The organism is Mycetohabitans sp. B8, from assembly GCF_021991875.1.
Lineage (GTDB): Bacteria > Pseudomonadota > Gammaproteobacteria > Burkholderiales > Burkholderiaceae > Mycetohabitans.
The window spans coordinates 68,927-82,994 of sequence record NZ_JAHLKR010000022.1; the positions used below are offsets into that span (position 1 = coordinate 68,927).

Annotated in this window: 16 protein-coding genes; 5 read left to right on the forward strand and 11 right to left on the reverse strand. The window is 63.9% G+C overall.

Translation table 11 applies throughout. The annotated features are described in order from the left end of the window. Positions 1-104: 104 nt before the first annotated feature. Positions 105-1,145, reverse strand: coding sequence for a methyltransferase domain-containing protein (locus tag KQH60_RS13525; protein WP_237576938.1), 1,041 nt, complete (start codon positions 1,143-1,145; stop codon positions 105-107). A 262-nt stretch (positions 1,146-1,407) separates the two neighbouring features. Here KQH60_RS13525 and KQH60_RS13530 point away from each other — a divergent pair, with 262 nt between their 5' ends. Further along, positions 1,408-2,115, forward strand: a complete 708-nt coding sequence (locus tag KQH60_RS13530) for a ComF family protein (protein WP_237576983.1) — start codon at positions 1,408-1,410, stop codon at positions 2,113-2,115. A gap of 76 nt (positions 2,116-2,191) precedes the next feature. After that, a complete protein-coding gene (gene trmL / locus KQH60_RS13535; protein ID WP_237576939.1) occupies positions 2,192-2,662 on the forward strand; it encodes a tRNA (uridine(34)/cytosine(34)/5-carboxymethylaminomethyluridine(34)-2'-O)-methyltransferase TrmL in 471 nt (156 codons plus the stop codon). Positions 2,663-2,691: 29 nt separating this feature from the next. On the opposite strand, the gene KQH60_RS13540 is transcribed toward trmL, so the two are convergent. From KQH60_RS13540 to KQH60_RS13560, 5 genes are all read right to left on the reverse strand, one after another. After that, the gene (locus KQH60_RS13540; protein ID WP_368669354.1) at positions 2,692-2,877 is read right to left on the reverse strand and encodes a macro domain-containing protein; all 186 of its coding nucleotides are present in this window, start codon (positions 2,875-2,877) and stop codon (positions 2,692-2,694) included. A gap of 43 nt (positions 2,878-2,920) precedes the next feature. Then, on the reverse strand, positions 2,921-3,925 hold the full coding sequence (locus tag KQH60_RS13545) for an NAD(P)H-dependent glycerol-3-phosphate dehydrogenase (RefSeq protein WP_237576940.1): 1,005 nt from the start codon (positions 3,923-3,925) through the stop codon (positions 2,921-2,923). A 90-nt stretch (positions 3,926-4,015) separates the two neighbouring features. Further along, positions 4,016-4,501, reverse strand: coding sequence for a protein-export chaperone SecB (secB, locus tag KQH60_RS13550; protein WP_237576941.1), 486 nt, complete (start codon positions 4,499-4,501; stop codon positions 4,016-4,018). Positions 4,502-4,648: 147 nt separating this feature from the next. Then, on the reverse strand, positions 4,649-4,909 hold the full coding sequence (grxC, locus tag KQH60_RS13555) for a glutaredoxin 3 (protein WP_237576942.1): 261 nt from the start codon (positions 4,907-4,909) through the stop codon (positions 4,649-4,651). Beyond that, the gene (locus KQH60_RS13560; protein ID WP_237576943.1) at positions 4,906-5,328 is read right to left on the reverse strand and encodes a rhodanese-like domain-containing protein; all 423 of its coding nucleotides are present in this window, start codon (positions 5,326-5,328) and stop codon (positions 4,906-4,908) included. Before KQH60_RS13560 ends, grxC begins: the two co-directional genes overlap by 4 nt. 123 nt (positions 5,329-5,451) lie before the next feature. On the opposite strand from KQH60_RS13560, the gene gpmA reads away from it, so the two are divergent. The 3 genes from gpmA (at position 5,452) to KQH60_RS13575 (ending at position 8,741) form a co-directional block, all read left to right on the forward strand. Further along, positions 5,452-6,198, forward strand: a complete 747-nt coding sequence (gpmA, locus tag KQH60_RS13565) for a 2,3-diphosphoglycerate-dependent phosphoglycerate mutase (protein ID WP_237576944.1) — start codon at positions 5,452-5,454, stop codon at positions 6,196-6,198. 94 nt (positions 6,199-6,292) lie between these two features. Then, the gene (locus tag KQH60_RS13570) at positions 6,293-7,867 is read left to right on the forward strand and encodes a S41 family peptidase (RefSeq protein WP_237576945.1); all 1,575 of its coding nucleotides are present in this window, start codon (positions 6,293-6,295) and stop codon (positions 7,865-7,867) included. Between the two features lie 100 nt (positions 7,868-7,967). Beyond that, on the forward strand, positions 7,968-8,741 hold the full coding sequence (locus tag KQH60_RS13575; RefSeq protein ID WP_237576946.1) for a molybdopterin-synthase adenylyltransferase MoeB: 774 nt from the start codon (positions 7,968-7,970) through the stop codon (positions 8,739-8,741). Positions 8,742-8,753: 12 nt separating this feature from the next. Here the strand turns inward: KQH60_RS13575 and ptsP are convergent, their stop codons facing one another. The 5 genes from ptsP to gshA form a co-directional block, all read right to left on the reverse strand. Next, a complete protein-coding gene (gene ptsP, locus KQH60_RS13580) occupies positions 8,754-10,499 on the reverse strand; it encodes a phosphoenolpyruvate--protein phosphotransferase (RefSeq protein ID WP_237576947.1) in 1,746 nt (581 codons plus the stop codon). A gap of 245 nt (positions 10,500-10,744) precedes the next feature. Further along, positions 10,745-11,014, reverse strand: coding sequence for an HPr family phosphocarrier protein (locus KQH60_RS13585; RefSeq protein ID WP_237576948.1), 270 nt, complete (start codon positions 11,012-11,014; stop codon positions 10,745-10,747). A gap of 81 nt (positions 11,015-11,095) precedes the next feature. Continuing rightward, positions 11,096-11,614: a PTS sugar transporter subunit IIA gene (locus KQH60_RS13590; protein ID WP_237576984.1), complete on the reverse strand. Its 519-nt coding sequence runs from the start codon at positions 11,612-11,614 to the stop codon at positions 11,096-11,098. Between the two features lie 71 nt (positions 11,615-11,685). Beyond that, positions 11,686-12,636: a glutathione synthase gene (gshB, locus tag KQH60_RS13595; protein WP_237576949.1), complete on the reverse strand. Its 951-nt coding sequence runs from the start codon at positions 12,634-12,636 to the stop codon at positions 11,686-11,688. A gap of 70 nt (positions 12,637-12,706) precedes the next feature. After that, the gene (gene gshA, locus KQH60_RS13600) at positions 12,707-13,996 is read right to left on the reverse strand and encodes a glutamate--cysteine ligase (RefSeq protein ID WP_237576950.1); all 1,290 of its coding nucleotides are present in this window, start codon (positions 13,994-13,996) and stop codon (positions 12,707-12,709) included. Positions 13,997-14,068 lie beyond the last annotated feature (72 nt).

Below are 14,068 nucleotides of genomic sequence, written 5' to 3' on the forward strand. Positions count from 1 at the left end.
AAGCCTCTGCGCCATTTTGACGCAGTTTGCGATAGTCATTTTCAGCAGCGATTTCCGAGTTAACGAAGTACCGTTCTTGCCGCCTACGCGCGCATACTGAGGCATCAGGAAGACGTCCTGCGCACACCGCGCGACATATGGCCGATCTCATCGACGCGCACGATGCCATGGCCTTCAGGCGTCACGCGAGCCATGGCCTTCCACGCATGACCGTAGACCACCTCGAAGGTGAGCGGTATCGTGCCGTCGGGCTGCCGTTGTGCTTCCAGCGCGTCGAGCAGACGGCGATACGTGCCGCGCGACATCAGGCCACGTGGCACGTCGCCGCGCCGCGTACCTTGCGGCGGCATCGCCCCCCAGCGGCGCACATCTGCCAGCAGCGATTGCGGGGACGAGTACGTGATAGTGAGCGTTTCCATGTCCATCACCGGAATCTCGAAGCCGCTGGCGACCAGCATGTCGCCGCAGTCATGCATGTCGACGAAGTCGAGCACGTGCTGCGCCGCGCCGTCATCCGCGAGCGCCCATGCACCACGCAACTCGCGCAGCGTATCAGGACCGAGCGTGGAGAACATCAGCAGCCCGCCAGTTTTCAGTACCCGCTGCCACTCGGGAAACACTTGATCCGGACGCGCATGCCACTGCAGCGCCAAATTTGACCATAGCAAGTCAAAGCACTCCGGCGCAAACGGCAGCGCGCCGAAGTCGGCCTGCACCCGGTCGCGCGGTTGAGCACGGCCCGACGCGAGATGACGCAATGCGGCCGGCAGCAGGCGACGCCAGCCGCCTGCTGAGGCGGGCTGCCCGGACGCCGCGTCGGCGCCGCCGCTACCCGACGAGTGCGCGGCGACGAGCATCGCACGCGAGAGGTCCGCGCCATAGACGCTGGCCTGCGCAAAGCGCGCGCGCAGCGCCTCGAGGTCCTCGCCCGCGCCACACCCTGCGTCGAGCACCCGCGCCGGCTGCAGCTTGATGTACTGCAATCGCTCATGCATGCGCTGCGCAATCTCGCGCGGCAAGAACGCTACGTCGCGGAATTGCGCAGCACGACGATCGAAACTTTGCCTGAGCTGACGCAATCCGGTGGCGCGCTGCGCGCCCGCATCGGTGTCTTGGTCCGCCGGACGGTCGTGATCGGTTGGCATGAGCATAGGCTTGCGGGAAGGGCCGCAGTATACTCGTTCGACCGCCCTGAGCCAGTCTCCCGTTCCGTTTTTGATGAAACAGTCTACCCCGTTGCCCACGCCGGCCCGCGACCGGACACCCGTCAACGATCACCGCACCGTCAACGATCACCGCAGTGACCGACGACGCAGCCACGCGTGGCCCGCCGCGACGGCGGTACGCGTCGCCCACCCAAGCCGCCCCTCCGGGGCGCCGCGCGCCGGCCGCTGGCAGCGCCGCTGGATAGCCGCGCTGCGCGGCTTATGCCACGGCACTTGGCGTCATGCACTGCCGACGCAGTGCGCGCTCTGCGGCAATGTGTCGCACGACGTACTGTGCGACGCCTGCGATGAAACTTACTGGAATGAGGCACGGCTGCGCTGCCCGCGCTGTGCGCTGCCACTACCACGTAACGTTGCAACGCACTGCTCGTTTTGCGCCCAGGTACGACCCGCGTTCGACGCCACCGTGACGCTTGCCGACTATGCGCCACCGCTCGACCAGTTAGTGGCCGACTTGAAATTTCGCTCTCGCATCGAACTTGGACACGATTTTGCACGCCGGCTGGCACTCGCGTCGCAAGACCTGCTCGAGTTGCCCGATGCGTTGATCGCCGTGCCACTTTCAGCGTCAAGGCTTTCATCGCGCGGCTACAATCAGGCTTGGGTGATCGCACGCGCGCTCGCCCAGCGCCTCGGCGTGCGCGCCGATCCGCGCGCCGTCGTGCGTGTGCGCGACACTGGGCAACAAGCGCTGCTCGGTGCAACCGCCCGGCACGCGAACCTGGCTGGCGCGTTCGCGCTGCGCAAGACGGTCCGCGACCAGCACGTGGGCATCGTCGACGACGTGATGACATCCGGGACGACGCTCGATTCGCTCGCGCGCATGCTCAAGGATGCCGGCGCACGACGCATCACCAATTTCGTCGCGCTACGCACGCCGCGCGCGTAATCGGCGTCAAGCGGCCACAATCACGACCGGCGGTCGTCCATTGACGCCCACGCCAGCCACCTCATTGACCCATGCCATGTTCAACGTCGTTCTAGTCGAACCCGAGATTCCGCCGAACACCGGCAACATCATTCGCCTATGCGCGAATACCGGCGCCACGCTGCACCTGGTCGAGCCGCTGGGCTTTCCACTGGACGACGCGAAGATGCGCCGCGCCGGCCTCGATTATCACGAATACGCGAAGATGCGCGTGCACCGGGACTGGAACGCACTGCTCGCCACAGAGCAGCCCGACCCAGCCCGGATGTTCGCATTCACGACCCGTGGCGCATCGATGTTCGGGGACCGCGCGTGCCATCCGGGCGATTGGTTTGTATTCGGCGCCGAGACGCGAGGCCTGTGTGACACAGTGCTGCAGCACTTTGCCGCCGACCAGCGCGTACGCCTGCCGATGCGCGCCGGCAACCGCAGCCTGAACTTGTCCAATACGGTGGCCATCGTAGTGTTCGACGCGTGGCGGCAGCATGGCTTCGAGGGCGGCGCCTGAATGGCGCGATAGTCGTCGCCGGTTGTCTCTTAGCGCGCGAGCTCCGCCTCGTAAAGCCGCAGCATGGCCGCGCGGTGAATCACGCCATCGACCCCGCCCCCGCCGAGCAGCAACGTATTGGCCGCGTTGACGATCGCGTCAGCCTTCAGGGTCGTGATATCGGCTTGCCGCGCTTGGAGCACGCAACCACCGATCAACAGTGGTGCTGACTGCATGATAGCCTTCTACGTGCCGTGCCCGACAAACGAGCGCCACCGTTCAGCGCGCCTCGGCCTTCACATCCCGCCGCAACAGCGCGTCGACCGCGGCGCGGGGTGCCACGCCGTCGAACAGCACGCCGCAGACGGCTTCGGTGATCGGCATCTCGATCCCGTGCTGCCGCGCGATGGCCAATACCGCGCGCGCGCATCGTACCCCTTCAGCGACATGCCCCAATGCGGCCAAGATCTCACCCAGCGCGCGTCCGGCCGCCAGTTGGAAACCCACGGTACGGTTGCGCGACAGATCGCCGGTCGCGGTCAGGATCAGATCACCCAGCCCAGTCAGACCGGTAAAGGTATCGTACCGTCCACCGAGCGCGACGCCGAATCGCGTCATTTCCGCCAGCCCGCGCGTGATCAGCGCAGCCCGCGCGTTCAGGCCGAGCCCGAGCCCGTCGGCAATGCCGGTGGCGATCGCCAGCACGTTCTTGACCGCGCCGCCCACTTCGACGCCGACGACATCGTCTCCAATATAGACGCGCATCGAGCCATGATGGAACGCCTCGACGGTGCGCCGCTGGCATTCGGCGCTCACGCTGGCGATGGTCAGCGCGACGGGCAGGCCCTGGGCCACTTCCCGCGCGAAGCTTGGGCCGGACAGTGCACCGCAACTCGGGTGCGCGCCTAGCACATCGGCCACAAGTTGATGCGGCAGATGCATCGTGTCCACATCGAAGCCTTTACACAACCAAACAAGGTGTGCTGGCACGTGGCCCGCATCGCGCATCGCGGTGCAGGCGGCGACCAGCCCCGCGACCGGCGTGCCCAGCACGCACAGCGCATCGTGCGCAAACGCATGCCGCAGCGCGATCCCCAGGTCGGACTCGTAGCCCAGCGCGGGGTCCAACGTGATGCCTGGCAGGTAACGGCGATTCTCGCGCGCAGCGGCAAGGTCGGCCACGAGAGCCGGATCGCGCGCCCACAACAGCGTGTCATGACGCTGCGCGAGGTGACTGGCCAGCGCGGTGCCCCATGCACCGGCGCCGAGTACGGTCACTTTCATTGCCGGCACCTCGCACCCGCCATATCGTTGCAATCCATCCAGATACTCGATTCCACTGCGATCGGCCGTGCGTCGATCATCTGCACCGCATCAGTGCGTGGTCGCGGCGCCTTCGTTGGCCGCGCCGTTGCCTGGCTGGCCATGGACCTGCGCCAGGCGCTGCTCGTACAGTGCCTGAAAGTTGATTTCAGCCAGGTGGATGGGCGGAAAGCCGGCACGGGTGATCGCATCGGCGATGTTTGAGCGCAGGTACGGAAAAATAATCGTCGGGCAGGCGATGCCGATTAGCGGATCGATCTGCTCGTTCGCAATATTACGTATATCGAAGATGCCGGCTTGCTTGGCCTCGATCAGGAAGGCAACCTTGGTGGCGACCTTCGCCGTCACGGTGCCCGTCACGATCACCTCAAACACACCGTCAGCAAGCCGCTCCGCCTTGACGTCGACTTCGACCTCAACACCGGGCATTTCCTGTTCCAGGAAGATCGCCGGCGAATTCGGCTGCTCGAGCGACAAATCCTTCAAGTAAATGCGCTGGATATTGAAGAACGGCTGGTTGTTCTGCGGGTCGGACATGAACTTTCCTTCGGTGAAAGGGGCGGGTGCGCACGGCATCGAACCACCGCACGTCGCCCAAATGGCGCGGCCCAGCGAACGGGGCGCGTGTGTAACGGCCTGCCGGCGCCGCAGGGCGTCGGCAAAGGTCTTATGCTCAAACGGGCGTCAGACTGCCTCGAGCAGCGGCAGCAGCCCACCGGCACGGTCGAGCGCGGACAGGTCATCATAGCCGCCGACGTGGGTCAGGCCGATGAAAACTTGCGGCACGGTACGCCGGCCGGTGCGCTCCATCATTTCGGCCCGACGTTCAGGATCACGATCGATCAGCACTTTCTCGATGTGCTCGACGCCGCGCGACCTCAACAGGCGCTCGGCCATCTGGCAATATGGACAGACCTGCGTGCTGTACATTACCACCTTGCTCATTTCGCCGCTCCTTGCTTGATGACCGGCATGCCGGACTGCCGCCACGCGTTGACACCGCCTTGCAACGTGAACACTTCCGCGTAGCCGGCTTCCTTCAGCACATCCCGCGCCCTAGTTGATGGCCCGCCATTTTGGCAGACTAGCAGCACTGGCGTGTTCTTGTTCTTGACCACCTGCGCGACTTTACTCTTCAACTCGTCCAACGGCAGATGACGTGCCTGCGGCAGGTGGCCCTGCGCAAATTCATCGGCACCGCGCAGGTCGATGACGATCGCATTGCGGCGGTTGATCAGTTGCGTGGCATCCGCGGCGGACAAGCCGCGGTCGCGCCGCGTGATGACCGGCCACAGCAGCAGCCCCCCGGAGATGAGGGCGATGGCGATCAATACAAGGTTAGCTGGCTCGGTGAAAAACTTCACGGATGGAATTCGCACAAAGAAGATAATCTGACATTATAAAATATCCGTCCGATGCACTGACGCGCGCCGTTGGATCGGCGTGCGCCGGCGGCTTACCGCTTCCTGACTACCGTTCACATTGACATGTACAAGCTCGTCCTCATCCGCCACGGCGAATCAACGTGGAACAAGGAAAACCGCTTCACTGGCTGGGTTGACGTCGACCTCACCGACAAAGGCGCGGCTCAAGCCCGGCAAGCCGGCGTGCTGCTCAAGCAGGCCGACTACACGTTCGACATCGCGTATACGTCCGTGCTCAAACGCGCCATCCGCACGCTGTGGCACGTGCAGGATGAAATGGATCTGATGTATATCCCCGTCGTGCACGCGTGGCGCTTGAATGAGCGGCACTACGGCGCGCTGTCCGGGCTGAACAAGGCTGAAACGGCAGCCCAGTATGGTGACGAACAGGTGCTGATATGGCGGCGCAGCTACGATACGCCACCGCCGGCGCTCGAACCGTGCGATCCGCGCGCGCCGTACGATGACCCGCGCTACGCTAAGGTGCCGCGCGAGTCGCTGCCGCTCACGGAGTGCCTGAAGGACACAGTCGCGCGCGTGCTGCCGATCTGGAACGAATCGATCGCGCCGGCCATCAAGTCGGGCCGCAACGTGCTGATCGCCGCGCACGGCAACTCGATCCGCGCGCTGGTCAAATACCTGGACGACATCTCGGACATCGATATCGTCGGACTGAACATCCCGAACGGCGTGCCGCTCGTCTACGAGCTGGACGAAGCGCTCAAACCCATCAAGCACTACTATCTAGGTGACGCGGAGGCGATCGCCCACGCACAGGCCGCGGTCGCGAACCAGGGTAAAGCGGCCTAATTTTCCGAACCGTGCCGCCGGTGGCTTGTACAACGGCGGTTATACTTGCTCTCCGATTAGCGCGCCCCAACACGCCACCGCAACTGTTCACTTTATGCGCAAGACTCTGAAGAACGCAGGTCTGATCGCCGCCGGCCTCGTGACCGGCATGTTCGCCACGCTCCAATTCTCGGCGTCTGCCGAGACCAGCATGACTGCGCCACTGCCGCTAGATCAGTTGCGGCTGTTCGCCGAAGTGTTCGGCCAGATCAAGCACGAGTACGTCGAGCCGGTTGACGACAAGAAGCTGTTGACCGCGGCGATCAAGGGCATGGTGTCGAGCCTAGATCCTCACTCATCGTACCTGGACAAGACTGACTATCAGGAACTACAGGAACAGACCAAGGGGCGCTTTGCGGGGCTGGGCATCGAAATTTCGCAGGAGGACGGCCTGGTGAAGGTCATCTCGCCGATCGAGGATACGCCGGCGTTTCGTGCCGGCATCCGCTCAGGCGACTTGATTACGCGGGTCAACGACAAGCCAGTGCGCGGCATGACGCTGGACCGGGCGGTCAAGCAGATGCGCGGCGAGCCGGGCACCAAGGTCACGTTAACCATCTATCGCAAGAGCGACGAGCGCACGTTCCCGATCACTGTCACCCGCGCGATGATCAAAGTGCAGAGCGTGAAGGTCAAGATTGTGCAGCCAGGCTATGCGTGGGTGCGCATCACGAGCTTCCAGGAGCGCACGGTGCCGGACTTGGCAGCCAAGCTCACAGACATCGCACGCCAGCAACCACAGCTCAAGGGCCTGATCCTGGACTTGCGCAACAACGGGGGTGGCCTGCTGCAAAGCGCGGTCGGCGTGGCCGGCGCGTTCCTGCCCCCGGATTCGGTGGTCGTGTCAACCAATGGCCAGATCGCCGATGCCAAGCAGACCTATCGCGACACATTCGATAACTATCGATTATCGACCTTTAACAGCGACCCGCTGAAGAACCTGCCTGCGATCTACAAGACGGTGCCGATGGTGGTGCTGGTCAACGCGTACTCGGCATCGGCCTCCGAAATTGTCTCCGGCGCACTGCAGGACCAGCATCGCGCGCTGATCATGGGCAAAACCACGTTCGGCAAGGGGTCGGTGCAAACGGTGCGTCCGATGACCGCCGACACCGCGCTGCGCCTGACGACCGCGTACTACTACACGCCGAGCGGCCGTTCGATCCAAAATAAGGGTATCCGTCCCGACATCCCGATCGACCAGTTCGCGGACGGCGATCCGGACGATGCCCTGGTCACGCGCGAGGTCGATTATTCGAATCACCTGGCCAACACGCAGGACCCGAACGAGAAGGCCGAGCAGGAAAAACGCGAGCAGAACCGGCTCGATCAATTGCGTCAGCTTGAGGAGCAGAATTCGAAGAAGACGCAGGAACAGCGCGAGAAGGAACGCAGCCGTCCACCGATTGAATTCGGCAGCAGCGATGACTTCATGCTGCAGCAGGCGATGCACCAGCTCAAGGGCGAACCAGTGCAAGTTTCCAAGTCGCTGACCGAGCGCAGGATGGCCGAAAGCAAGCCGCCCCGCTCCGCGTCCGCGCCGATTGCGGTGAAGCCCGCGCTACCCGCGGTGCCGGGTACCGACAAAGCCCCGGCATTGGCGCCTGCCGGCGCTTCCGCGCCACGCTAGTCCTCTCGGGCGCGCGTTATCGGCCGGCATCGCGCGCGCCGGCGGCGTGTCGGCGGTGATGTGGCCGACATGCCGCGTATGAACTCTGATGAATGTTGCAATGAACGACGACCAACTGCTGCGTTATTCGCGTCACATCCTGCTCGACGAAATCGGTATCGAGGCACAGCAGCGCTTTCTGCACGCGCACGTGTTGATGATCGGGGCTGGCGGCCTCGGTTCGCCAGCCGCAATGTACCTCGGTGCAGCGGGCGTCGGCACGCTGACGCTGGTCGATGCCGACACCGTCGATCTGACCAACCTGCAACGACAGATCCTGCATTCGAGCGACACCGTTGGACAGGCCAAGGTCGCGTCGGGACACGCAACACTCGCACGCATCAATCCCGACGTACGCGTGAACGCGATCCACGCGCGCGCGGACGACGCGCTGCTGCAGCAATGGGTGCGGCGCGCCGACGTCGTGCTCGATTGCAGCGACAATTTCGCGACCCGTCATGCGGTGAACCGCGCATGCGTCCGGCATCGTGTGCCGCTGGTATCCGGCGCGGCGTTGCGCTTTGATGGGCAGATCAGTACGTTCGATGCGCGCGATCCGGCCTCACCCTGCTATGCGTGTGTGTTCGCGCCAGATCAACCGTTCGATGAAGTCGCATGCTCGACGATGGGCGTGTTCTCTCCGTTGGTCGGCATCATCGGCGCGATGCAAGCGGCCGAGGCGCTGCGCGTAATTGCCGGAATCGGCCGCACGCTGGTCGGACGGCTGATGATGCTCGACGCGATGACGATGGAGTGGCAGACGATGCGTATCGGCCGCCAAGCCGATTGCCTGGTTTGCGGCGTGCCGCATCGCGGCGCTGACGCCGCGCCGTAGTGCGCCGCCCCGTTATGCCTGCAGCAACCGGTCGAGCGCTGCCTGGATTTCTGTCGGCTCGTATGACGCCAGCACGTCCTCGACTGGCTTTTCCAGACTCTTCAACTGTGCGCGCAGCACCTCCTGCTTGACCAGCAGCAACTGGCTCGGATGCATCGAGAACTCGGTCAGCCCCATCCCGAGCAGCAGCCGCGTCAGTGCCGGATCGCCGGCCATTTCCCCGCACACCGACACCGGCACACCGACTCGCCTGGCTTCGCGCAGGGTCATGCCGATCAGTTGTAGTACCGCGGGATGCAGCGGGTCATACAAGTGCGCGACCGCGTTGTCCGCGCGATCAATCGCCAACGTGTATTGAATCAGGTCGTTGGTGCCGATTGACAGGAAGTCAAGCCGCTTCAGGAACAGAGGCAACGCGATCACAGCGGCCGGGATCTCAATCATCGCGCCGACCCGCACGTTCGGATCGTATGCCAGGCCCGCATCGTCGAGCTGGTGCTTGGCCTGCGCGATCAGGTCCAGCGTCTGGTCGATCTCGCGCGCATGAGCGAGCATCGGCACGAGAATCTTCACCGGCCCGAACGCCGACGCACGCAGGATGGCCCGCAACTGCGTGAGAAACATCTGCGGCTCAGATAGGCTCCAGCGGATCGCACGCAACCCAAGCGCCGGATTGGACGCCGTCTCGAACTCGTCGCGCGAATCGAGCGGTTTGTCGGCGCCCACGTCGATCGTGCGAATCGTCACCGGCAAGCCGTTCATCGTCTGCACGACGCGTCGATACGCGTCGAATTGCTGTTCTTCTTCCGGCAACGCGCCACGCGGGTTCATGAACAGGAATTCGGTGCGAAACAGCCCGACGCCGACTGCGCCAGCATTCAACGCGGCGAGTGCATCGTCGGGCAACTCGATATTGGCCAGCAGATCGATCTTCGTGCCGCACACGGTCTGCGTCGGCGAAAACTTCAGCCGCTGCAGCTTGCGTTGCTCAAGCAGCTTTTCGCTTTGTCGATACGTATACTCCTCCAGCACGATCGGCGCCGGGTCCACGATCACCACGCCACGGTCGCCGTCAACGATGATCATGTCGTCCTGTCGGATCAGCGAACTGGCCTGCTGCACACCTACCGCCGCTGGGATGCCCAGGCTGCGCGCGACAATCGCCGTATGCGACGTGCGCCCGCCTAGATCCGTGACAAACCCGCGAAACGTCTGCGTCTTAAATTGCAGCATGTCAGCCGGCGCGATATCGTGCGCGACCACAATCATCTCATCGGTGCCGTGCCGCACGTCGTTGGCCGCCACGGCGGCGGCCGGTGATCCGGCCAACGCCTTGAGCACACGTTCGACGACCTGCTCCAAGTCCGCCTTACGCTCGCGCAGGTACTCGTCATCGATGTCATCAAAGTGCTTGGCCAGGCGCTCCAGTTGCTCGGTGAGCGCCCATTCGACGTTGTAGTGCCGCACGCGGATCAACTCGATCACCGCCTCGACCAGCATTTCGTCGTGCAGAATCAGCGTGTGGACGTTGAGGAACGCGCCCATCTCGCTGGGCGCATCTGCCGGCAGCTCGGCACGCAACGTATCGAGTTCGTCGTGGACAGCCTGCTGCGCCGCGACGAAGCGGGCCACCTCGGCCTCGACATGGTCGGGCTCGACTAGATAATGGGCAACGTCCAGCGCGGCAGGCGCAATCAGGTACGCGCGGCCAATCGCGATGCCTCGAGATACAGGGATTCCATGCAGCGTGAACGACACGCGCGCCTCCTCTAGTTGTGTTTGGGCAATGGGGAAGCATCGCAGGCGCGTGCTAACCTGCGCTGGGCGCTATCACGCCTGCCCGGCAAATGTCTGACGCAGACTCAGACCGGCGCGCCCATTATAGGTTCTGCCCTGTTTGGCTGCAGCCCGCGGTGCAGCATCGGGCAATGCGTCGCGATGTCGCAGCGCGGGATCGCGACACGCGTCGATACTGCCGGGCCGCCCGCGCCGATTTCTTGGCATTACTGACCTTCGCCAAACTTGTCCGCAATCAGCGCGAGGATCGCATCCATCGCCGCCTGCTCGTCGGGACCCTCGGTCTCGATGGTGATCGTGCTGCCAATACCCGCCGCGAGCATCATGACCCCCATGATGCTCTTTGCGTTGATCCGTCGGCCGTTGCGCGCCATCCAGATCGCGCACCGAAAGCTGCCAGCCAGTTGCGTCAGCTTGGCCGACGCCCGCGCATGGAGCCCTAATTTATTGACGATCGTTGCTTCTCTTTGAATCATGTTTTGGTTGGGATTGAAACGATGGAGAGCCTTCGTCGGGCGGGCGCAGGCCCGGTGTGGCAGCGCACGCGCGCGGGCCGCTCAGCCCGTCGAGCCGCATGGCACGCTCGTCGCGGGGTCCGCCGGCAGATCGGGGCCACACGGCGGCAACGCACTGCCGTGGGCGGCCGACGCCATTTCGGCGCACGGCAGGCAGGCCGCTGTGGCAGGCGTGCCCGGCACGACGCCGTGGATGCCCTTCGCGCCGCCTTGCAGCGCCTTGTCCGCCAACATGTCGATCGGCAGCGTCCGGTAGCACACCGCGCGCACCAACATCGGCAGATTGACGCCGGCCACCACCCGCACGTGCGGCAACGCCGCCAGTTGGGCCGCAATGTTAGCCGGTGTCGCACCGAACATGTCAGTCAAGACCAGTGCACCATTGTGCTCGGTCACCCGCTGCAGTTGCGCGTGCGCGTCGGCCAGCGCCGCCACCGGGTCGCGCTCCGGTGTCACGTCCAACACGCCGATGCGCGGCGGCAGACTGCCATAGAAATGTGCAACACAATCCCGCAACGCCGATGCCAGTGGCGCGTGGGCAATGATCAAGATGCCAGCCATGTCAGCCTGCGTCAAAATCGCCATGAACTTCAATAGTTTATCAGGCTGGCACAGATCGTCCCGACCTCGCGTCAGCCAACCGCGCGCTCCAGCGCGTCGACGAACATCGCCGCGACATCGAACCCTGTTTGTTCGGTGATCTCGCGAAAACATGTCGGGCTCGTCACGTTAACCTCCGTGAGCCAATCGCCGATCGCGTCCAGGCCGACTAGCAGCAGGCCGCGCTCGGCCAGCACCGGGCCGAGCGCCGTGGCAATCTCTCGGTCATGCGGCGTCAACGGCTGCGCGCGGCCCACCCCACCAGCGGCCAGGTTGCCGCGGATTTCGGTGCCCTGCGGGATCCGCGCCAGCGAATAGGGCACCGGCTCCCCGCCGATTAGCAAGATCCGCTTGTCGCCGTCCTTGATCTGCGGGATATACCGCTGCGCCATCACAGTGCGCGCACCATTGTCGCTGAGCATCTCGATCGTCGAACCCAGGTTCATGCCGTCCTCGCGTATCCGGAACACACCCGTGCCACCCATGCCATCCAACGGCTTGAAGATCACGTCGCGGTGCTCGCCGTGGAATGCCCGCAGCCGTGCCGCGTCGCGCGTGACCAGTGTGGGCGCGGTGAACCGCGCGAACTCGCCGATCGCCATCTTCTCGGAGTGGTCGCGGATCGCGCGCGGCTTGTTGAAGATGCGCGCGCCGTGCCGCTCGGCGATCTCCAACAGCCAAGTCGATGTCACATACTCCATGTCGAACGGTGGGTCCTTGCGCATCAGCACCGCACCGAACGTGCCCAGGCCGCGATTCTCCGCGAGTTCCGCGTCGTACCACTGACCCGGGTTCGTGTAATCGCCGACGATCGAGAAACGCCGTACCGTAGCCTCGACGCCGCCGCCCACATACGCGACGTGCCGCGGCTCGCACGCATAAAGCACATGGCCACGGCGCGCGGCCTCGGCCATCATCGCGTACGTCGTGTCCTTATAAATCTTGAACTGCGGCAGTGGGTCGGCAATAAAGAGAATGTCCATGGGTCGTTCCGGCGGCAAGCGGCTATCCAGCGTGCATTATCGCGCAGCGGATGCCCGCGTGCGCCAGCGCTCACACGAGGATCGCCTCGGGGTCGGTCTTCTCCAATTCGACCGATGCAGCCAGCAGTGCCAAGCGGGCAACAACACCGTACATGTAGAAACGGTTCGGCGGTGCGGCGCCGGGCTTGGCGTGCACGTCCGGCAGCGCCGTATGCTCGAAGGCCAGCGGCACGAAGTGCATGCCCGGTGCGTTCAGATTTTGATCCGGCGCACGACCCGCATGGACGCGATAGAAACCGCCGACCACGTAGCGATCAATCATATAGACGACCGGCTCGGCCACCGCCTCGTTCACGTGCTCGAACGTCTGCACGCCTTCCTGGACAATGACGTCGTGCACCTGCAGCCCTTCCTTGACGACCGCCATCCGGTTGCGCTCGCGCTTGTTCAGCCCGGCAAGCTCCGATGCATCGTGCACGATCAGCACGCCCATCCCATAGGTGCCCGCATCGGCCTTGATCACCACGTACGGCCGATCCTCGATCCCGTACTCGCGGTACTTCTTCGCCACCTTCTTCAGCACCGTGTCCACCGCGTCGGCCAGCGCCTCGTCATGCGAGCGCTCTGTAAAATCGATGTCCGACACGCGAGTGAAGTATGGATTGAGCATCCACGGATCGACGCCGATGAGCTTGGAGAATTTCTTAGCCACCTCGTCGTAGCAGCCAAAGTGGTTCGATTTGCGCCGCACCGCCCATCCGGCATGCAACGGCGGCAGCAGAAACTGCTCGTGCAAGTTCTCCAGCACAGACGGGACACCGGCCGACAGGTCGTTGTTCAACAAGATCGAGCAGGGATCAAAGTTCTTCAACCCGAGACGGCGCGCCGAGCGCTCCAGCGGCTCGACTACCAGGCCCTGGCCGTCGGGCAGCGGCAGCGTGACAGGCTCGGTGACGGTTTCATCCAGCGTGCCTAGCCGCACGTTTAGCCCCGCTTGGCGCATGATCGCGGCGAGCCGTGCCAGGTTGTCCAGGTAGAACGCGTTACGCGTATGGCGCTCCGGGATAAGTAGCAAGTTCTTCGCGTCCGGGCAGATCTTCTCGATGGCCGCCATCGCGGCTTGCACGGCGAGCGGCAGCACTTCAAGGGGCAGGTTGTTGAAACCGCCCGGAAACAGGTTCGTGTCGACCGGCGCGAGCTTGAAGCCGGCATTGCGCAGGTCCACCGAGCAATAGAACGGTGGCGTGTGCTCCTGCCATTCGAGGCGGAACCAGCGCTCGATCGCGGGCGTAGCGTCCAAAATCCGCCGCTCCAGGTCGAGCAGCGGACCATTGAGCGCGGTGACGAGGTGCGGAACCATGGGAACTCGAGGCTTACAGGCTCAAAAAAGTGATTGTAGAGGGTTGCTTCGTTCAAGTGGGGGTGTTTTACC

Bases quoted from the DNA above. Each gene is read 5' to 3' on its own strand.
- KQH60_RS13525 (WP_237576938.1), bottom strand. From the start codon at position 1,145: ATGCCAACCGATCACGACCGTCCGGCGGACCAAGACACCGATGCGGGC.
- trmL (WP_237576939.1), top strand. From the start codon at position 2,192: ATGTTCAACGTCGTTCTAGTCGAACCCGAGATTCCGCCGAACACCGGC.
- KQH60_RS13540 (WP_368669354.1), bottom strand. From the start codon at position 2,877: ATGCAGTCAGCACCACTGTTGATCGGTGGTTGCGTGCTCCAAGCGCGG.
- KQH60_RS13545 (WP_237576940.1), bottom strand. From the start codon at position 3,925: ATGAAAGTGACCGTACTCGGCGCCGGTGCATGGGGCACCGCGCTGGCC.
- secB (WP_237576941.1), bottom strand. From the start codon at position 4,501: ATGTCCGACCCGCAGAACAACCAGCCGTTCTTCAATATCCAGCGCATT.
- grxC (WP_237576942.1), bottom strand. From the start codon at position 4,909: ATGAGCAAGGTGGTAATGTACAGCACGCAGGTCTGTCCATATTGCCAG.
- gpmA (WP_237576944.1), top strand. From the start codon at position 5,452: ATGTACAAGCTCGTCCTCATCCGCCACGGCGAATCAACGTGGAACAAG.
- KQH60_RS13570 (WP_237576945.1), top strand. From the start codon at position 6,293: ATGCGCAAGACTCTGAAGAACGCAGGTCTGATCGCCGCCGGCCTCGTG.
- KQH60_RS13575 (WP_237576946.1), top strand. From the start codon at position 7,968: ATGAACGACGACCAACTGCTGCGTTATTCGCGTCACATCCTGCTCGAC.
- KQH60_RS13585 (WP_237576948.1), bottom strand. From the start codon at position 11,014: ATGATTCAAAGAGAAGCAACGATCGTCAATAAATTAGGGCTCCATGCG.
- KQH60_RS13590 (WP_237576984.1), bottom strand. From the start codon at position 11,614: ATGGCTGGCATCTTGATCATTGCCCACGCGCCACTGGCATCGGCGTTG.
- gshB (WP_237576949.1), bottom strand. From the start codon at position 12,636: ATGGACATTCTCTTTATTGCCGACCCACTGCCGCAGTTCAAGATTTAT.
- gshA (WP_237576950.1), bottom strand. From the start codon at position 13,996: ATGGTTCCGCACCTCGTCACCGCGCTCAATGGTCCGCTGCTCGACCTG.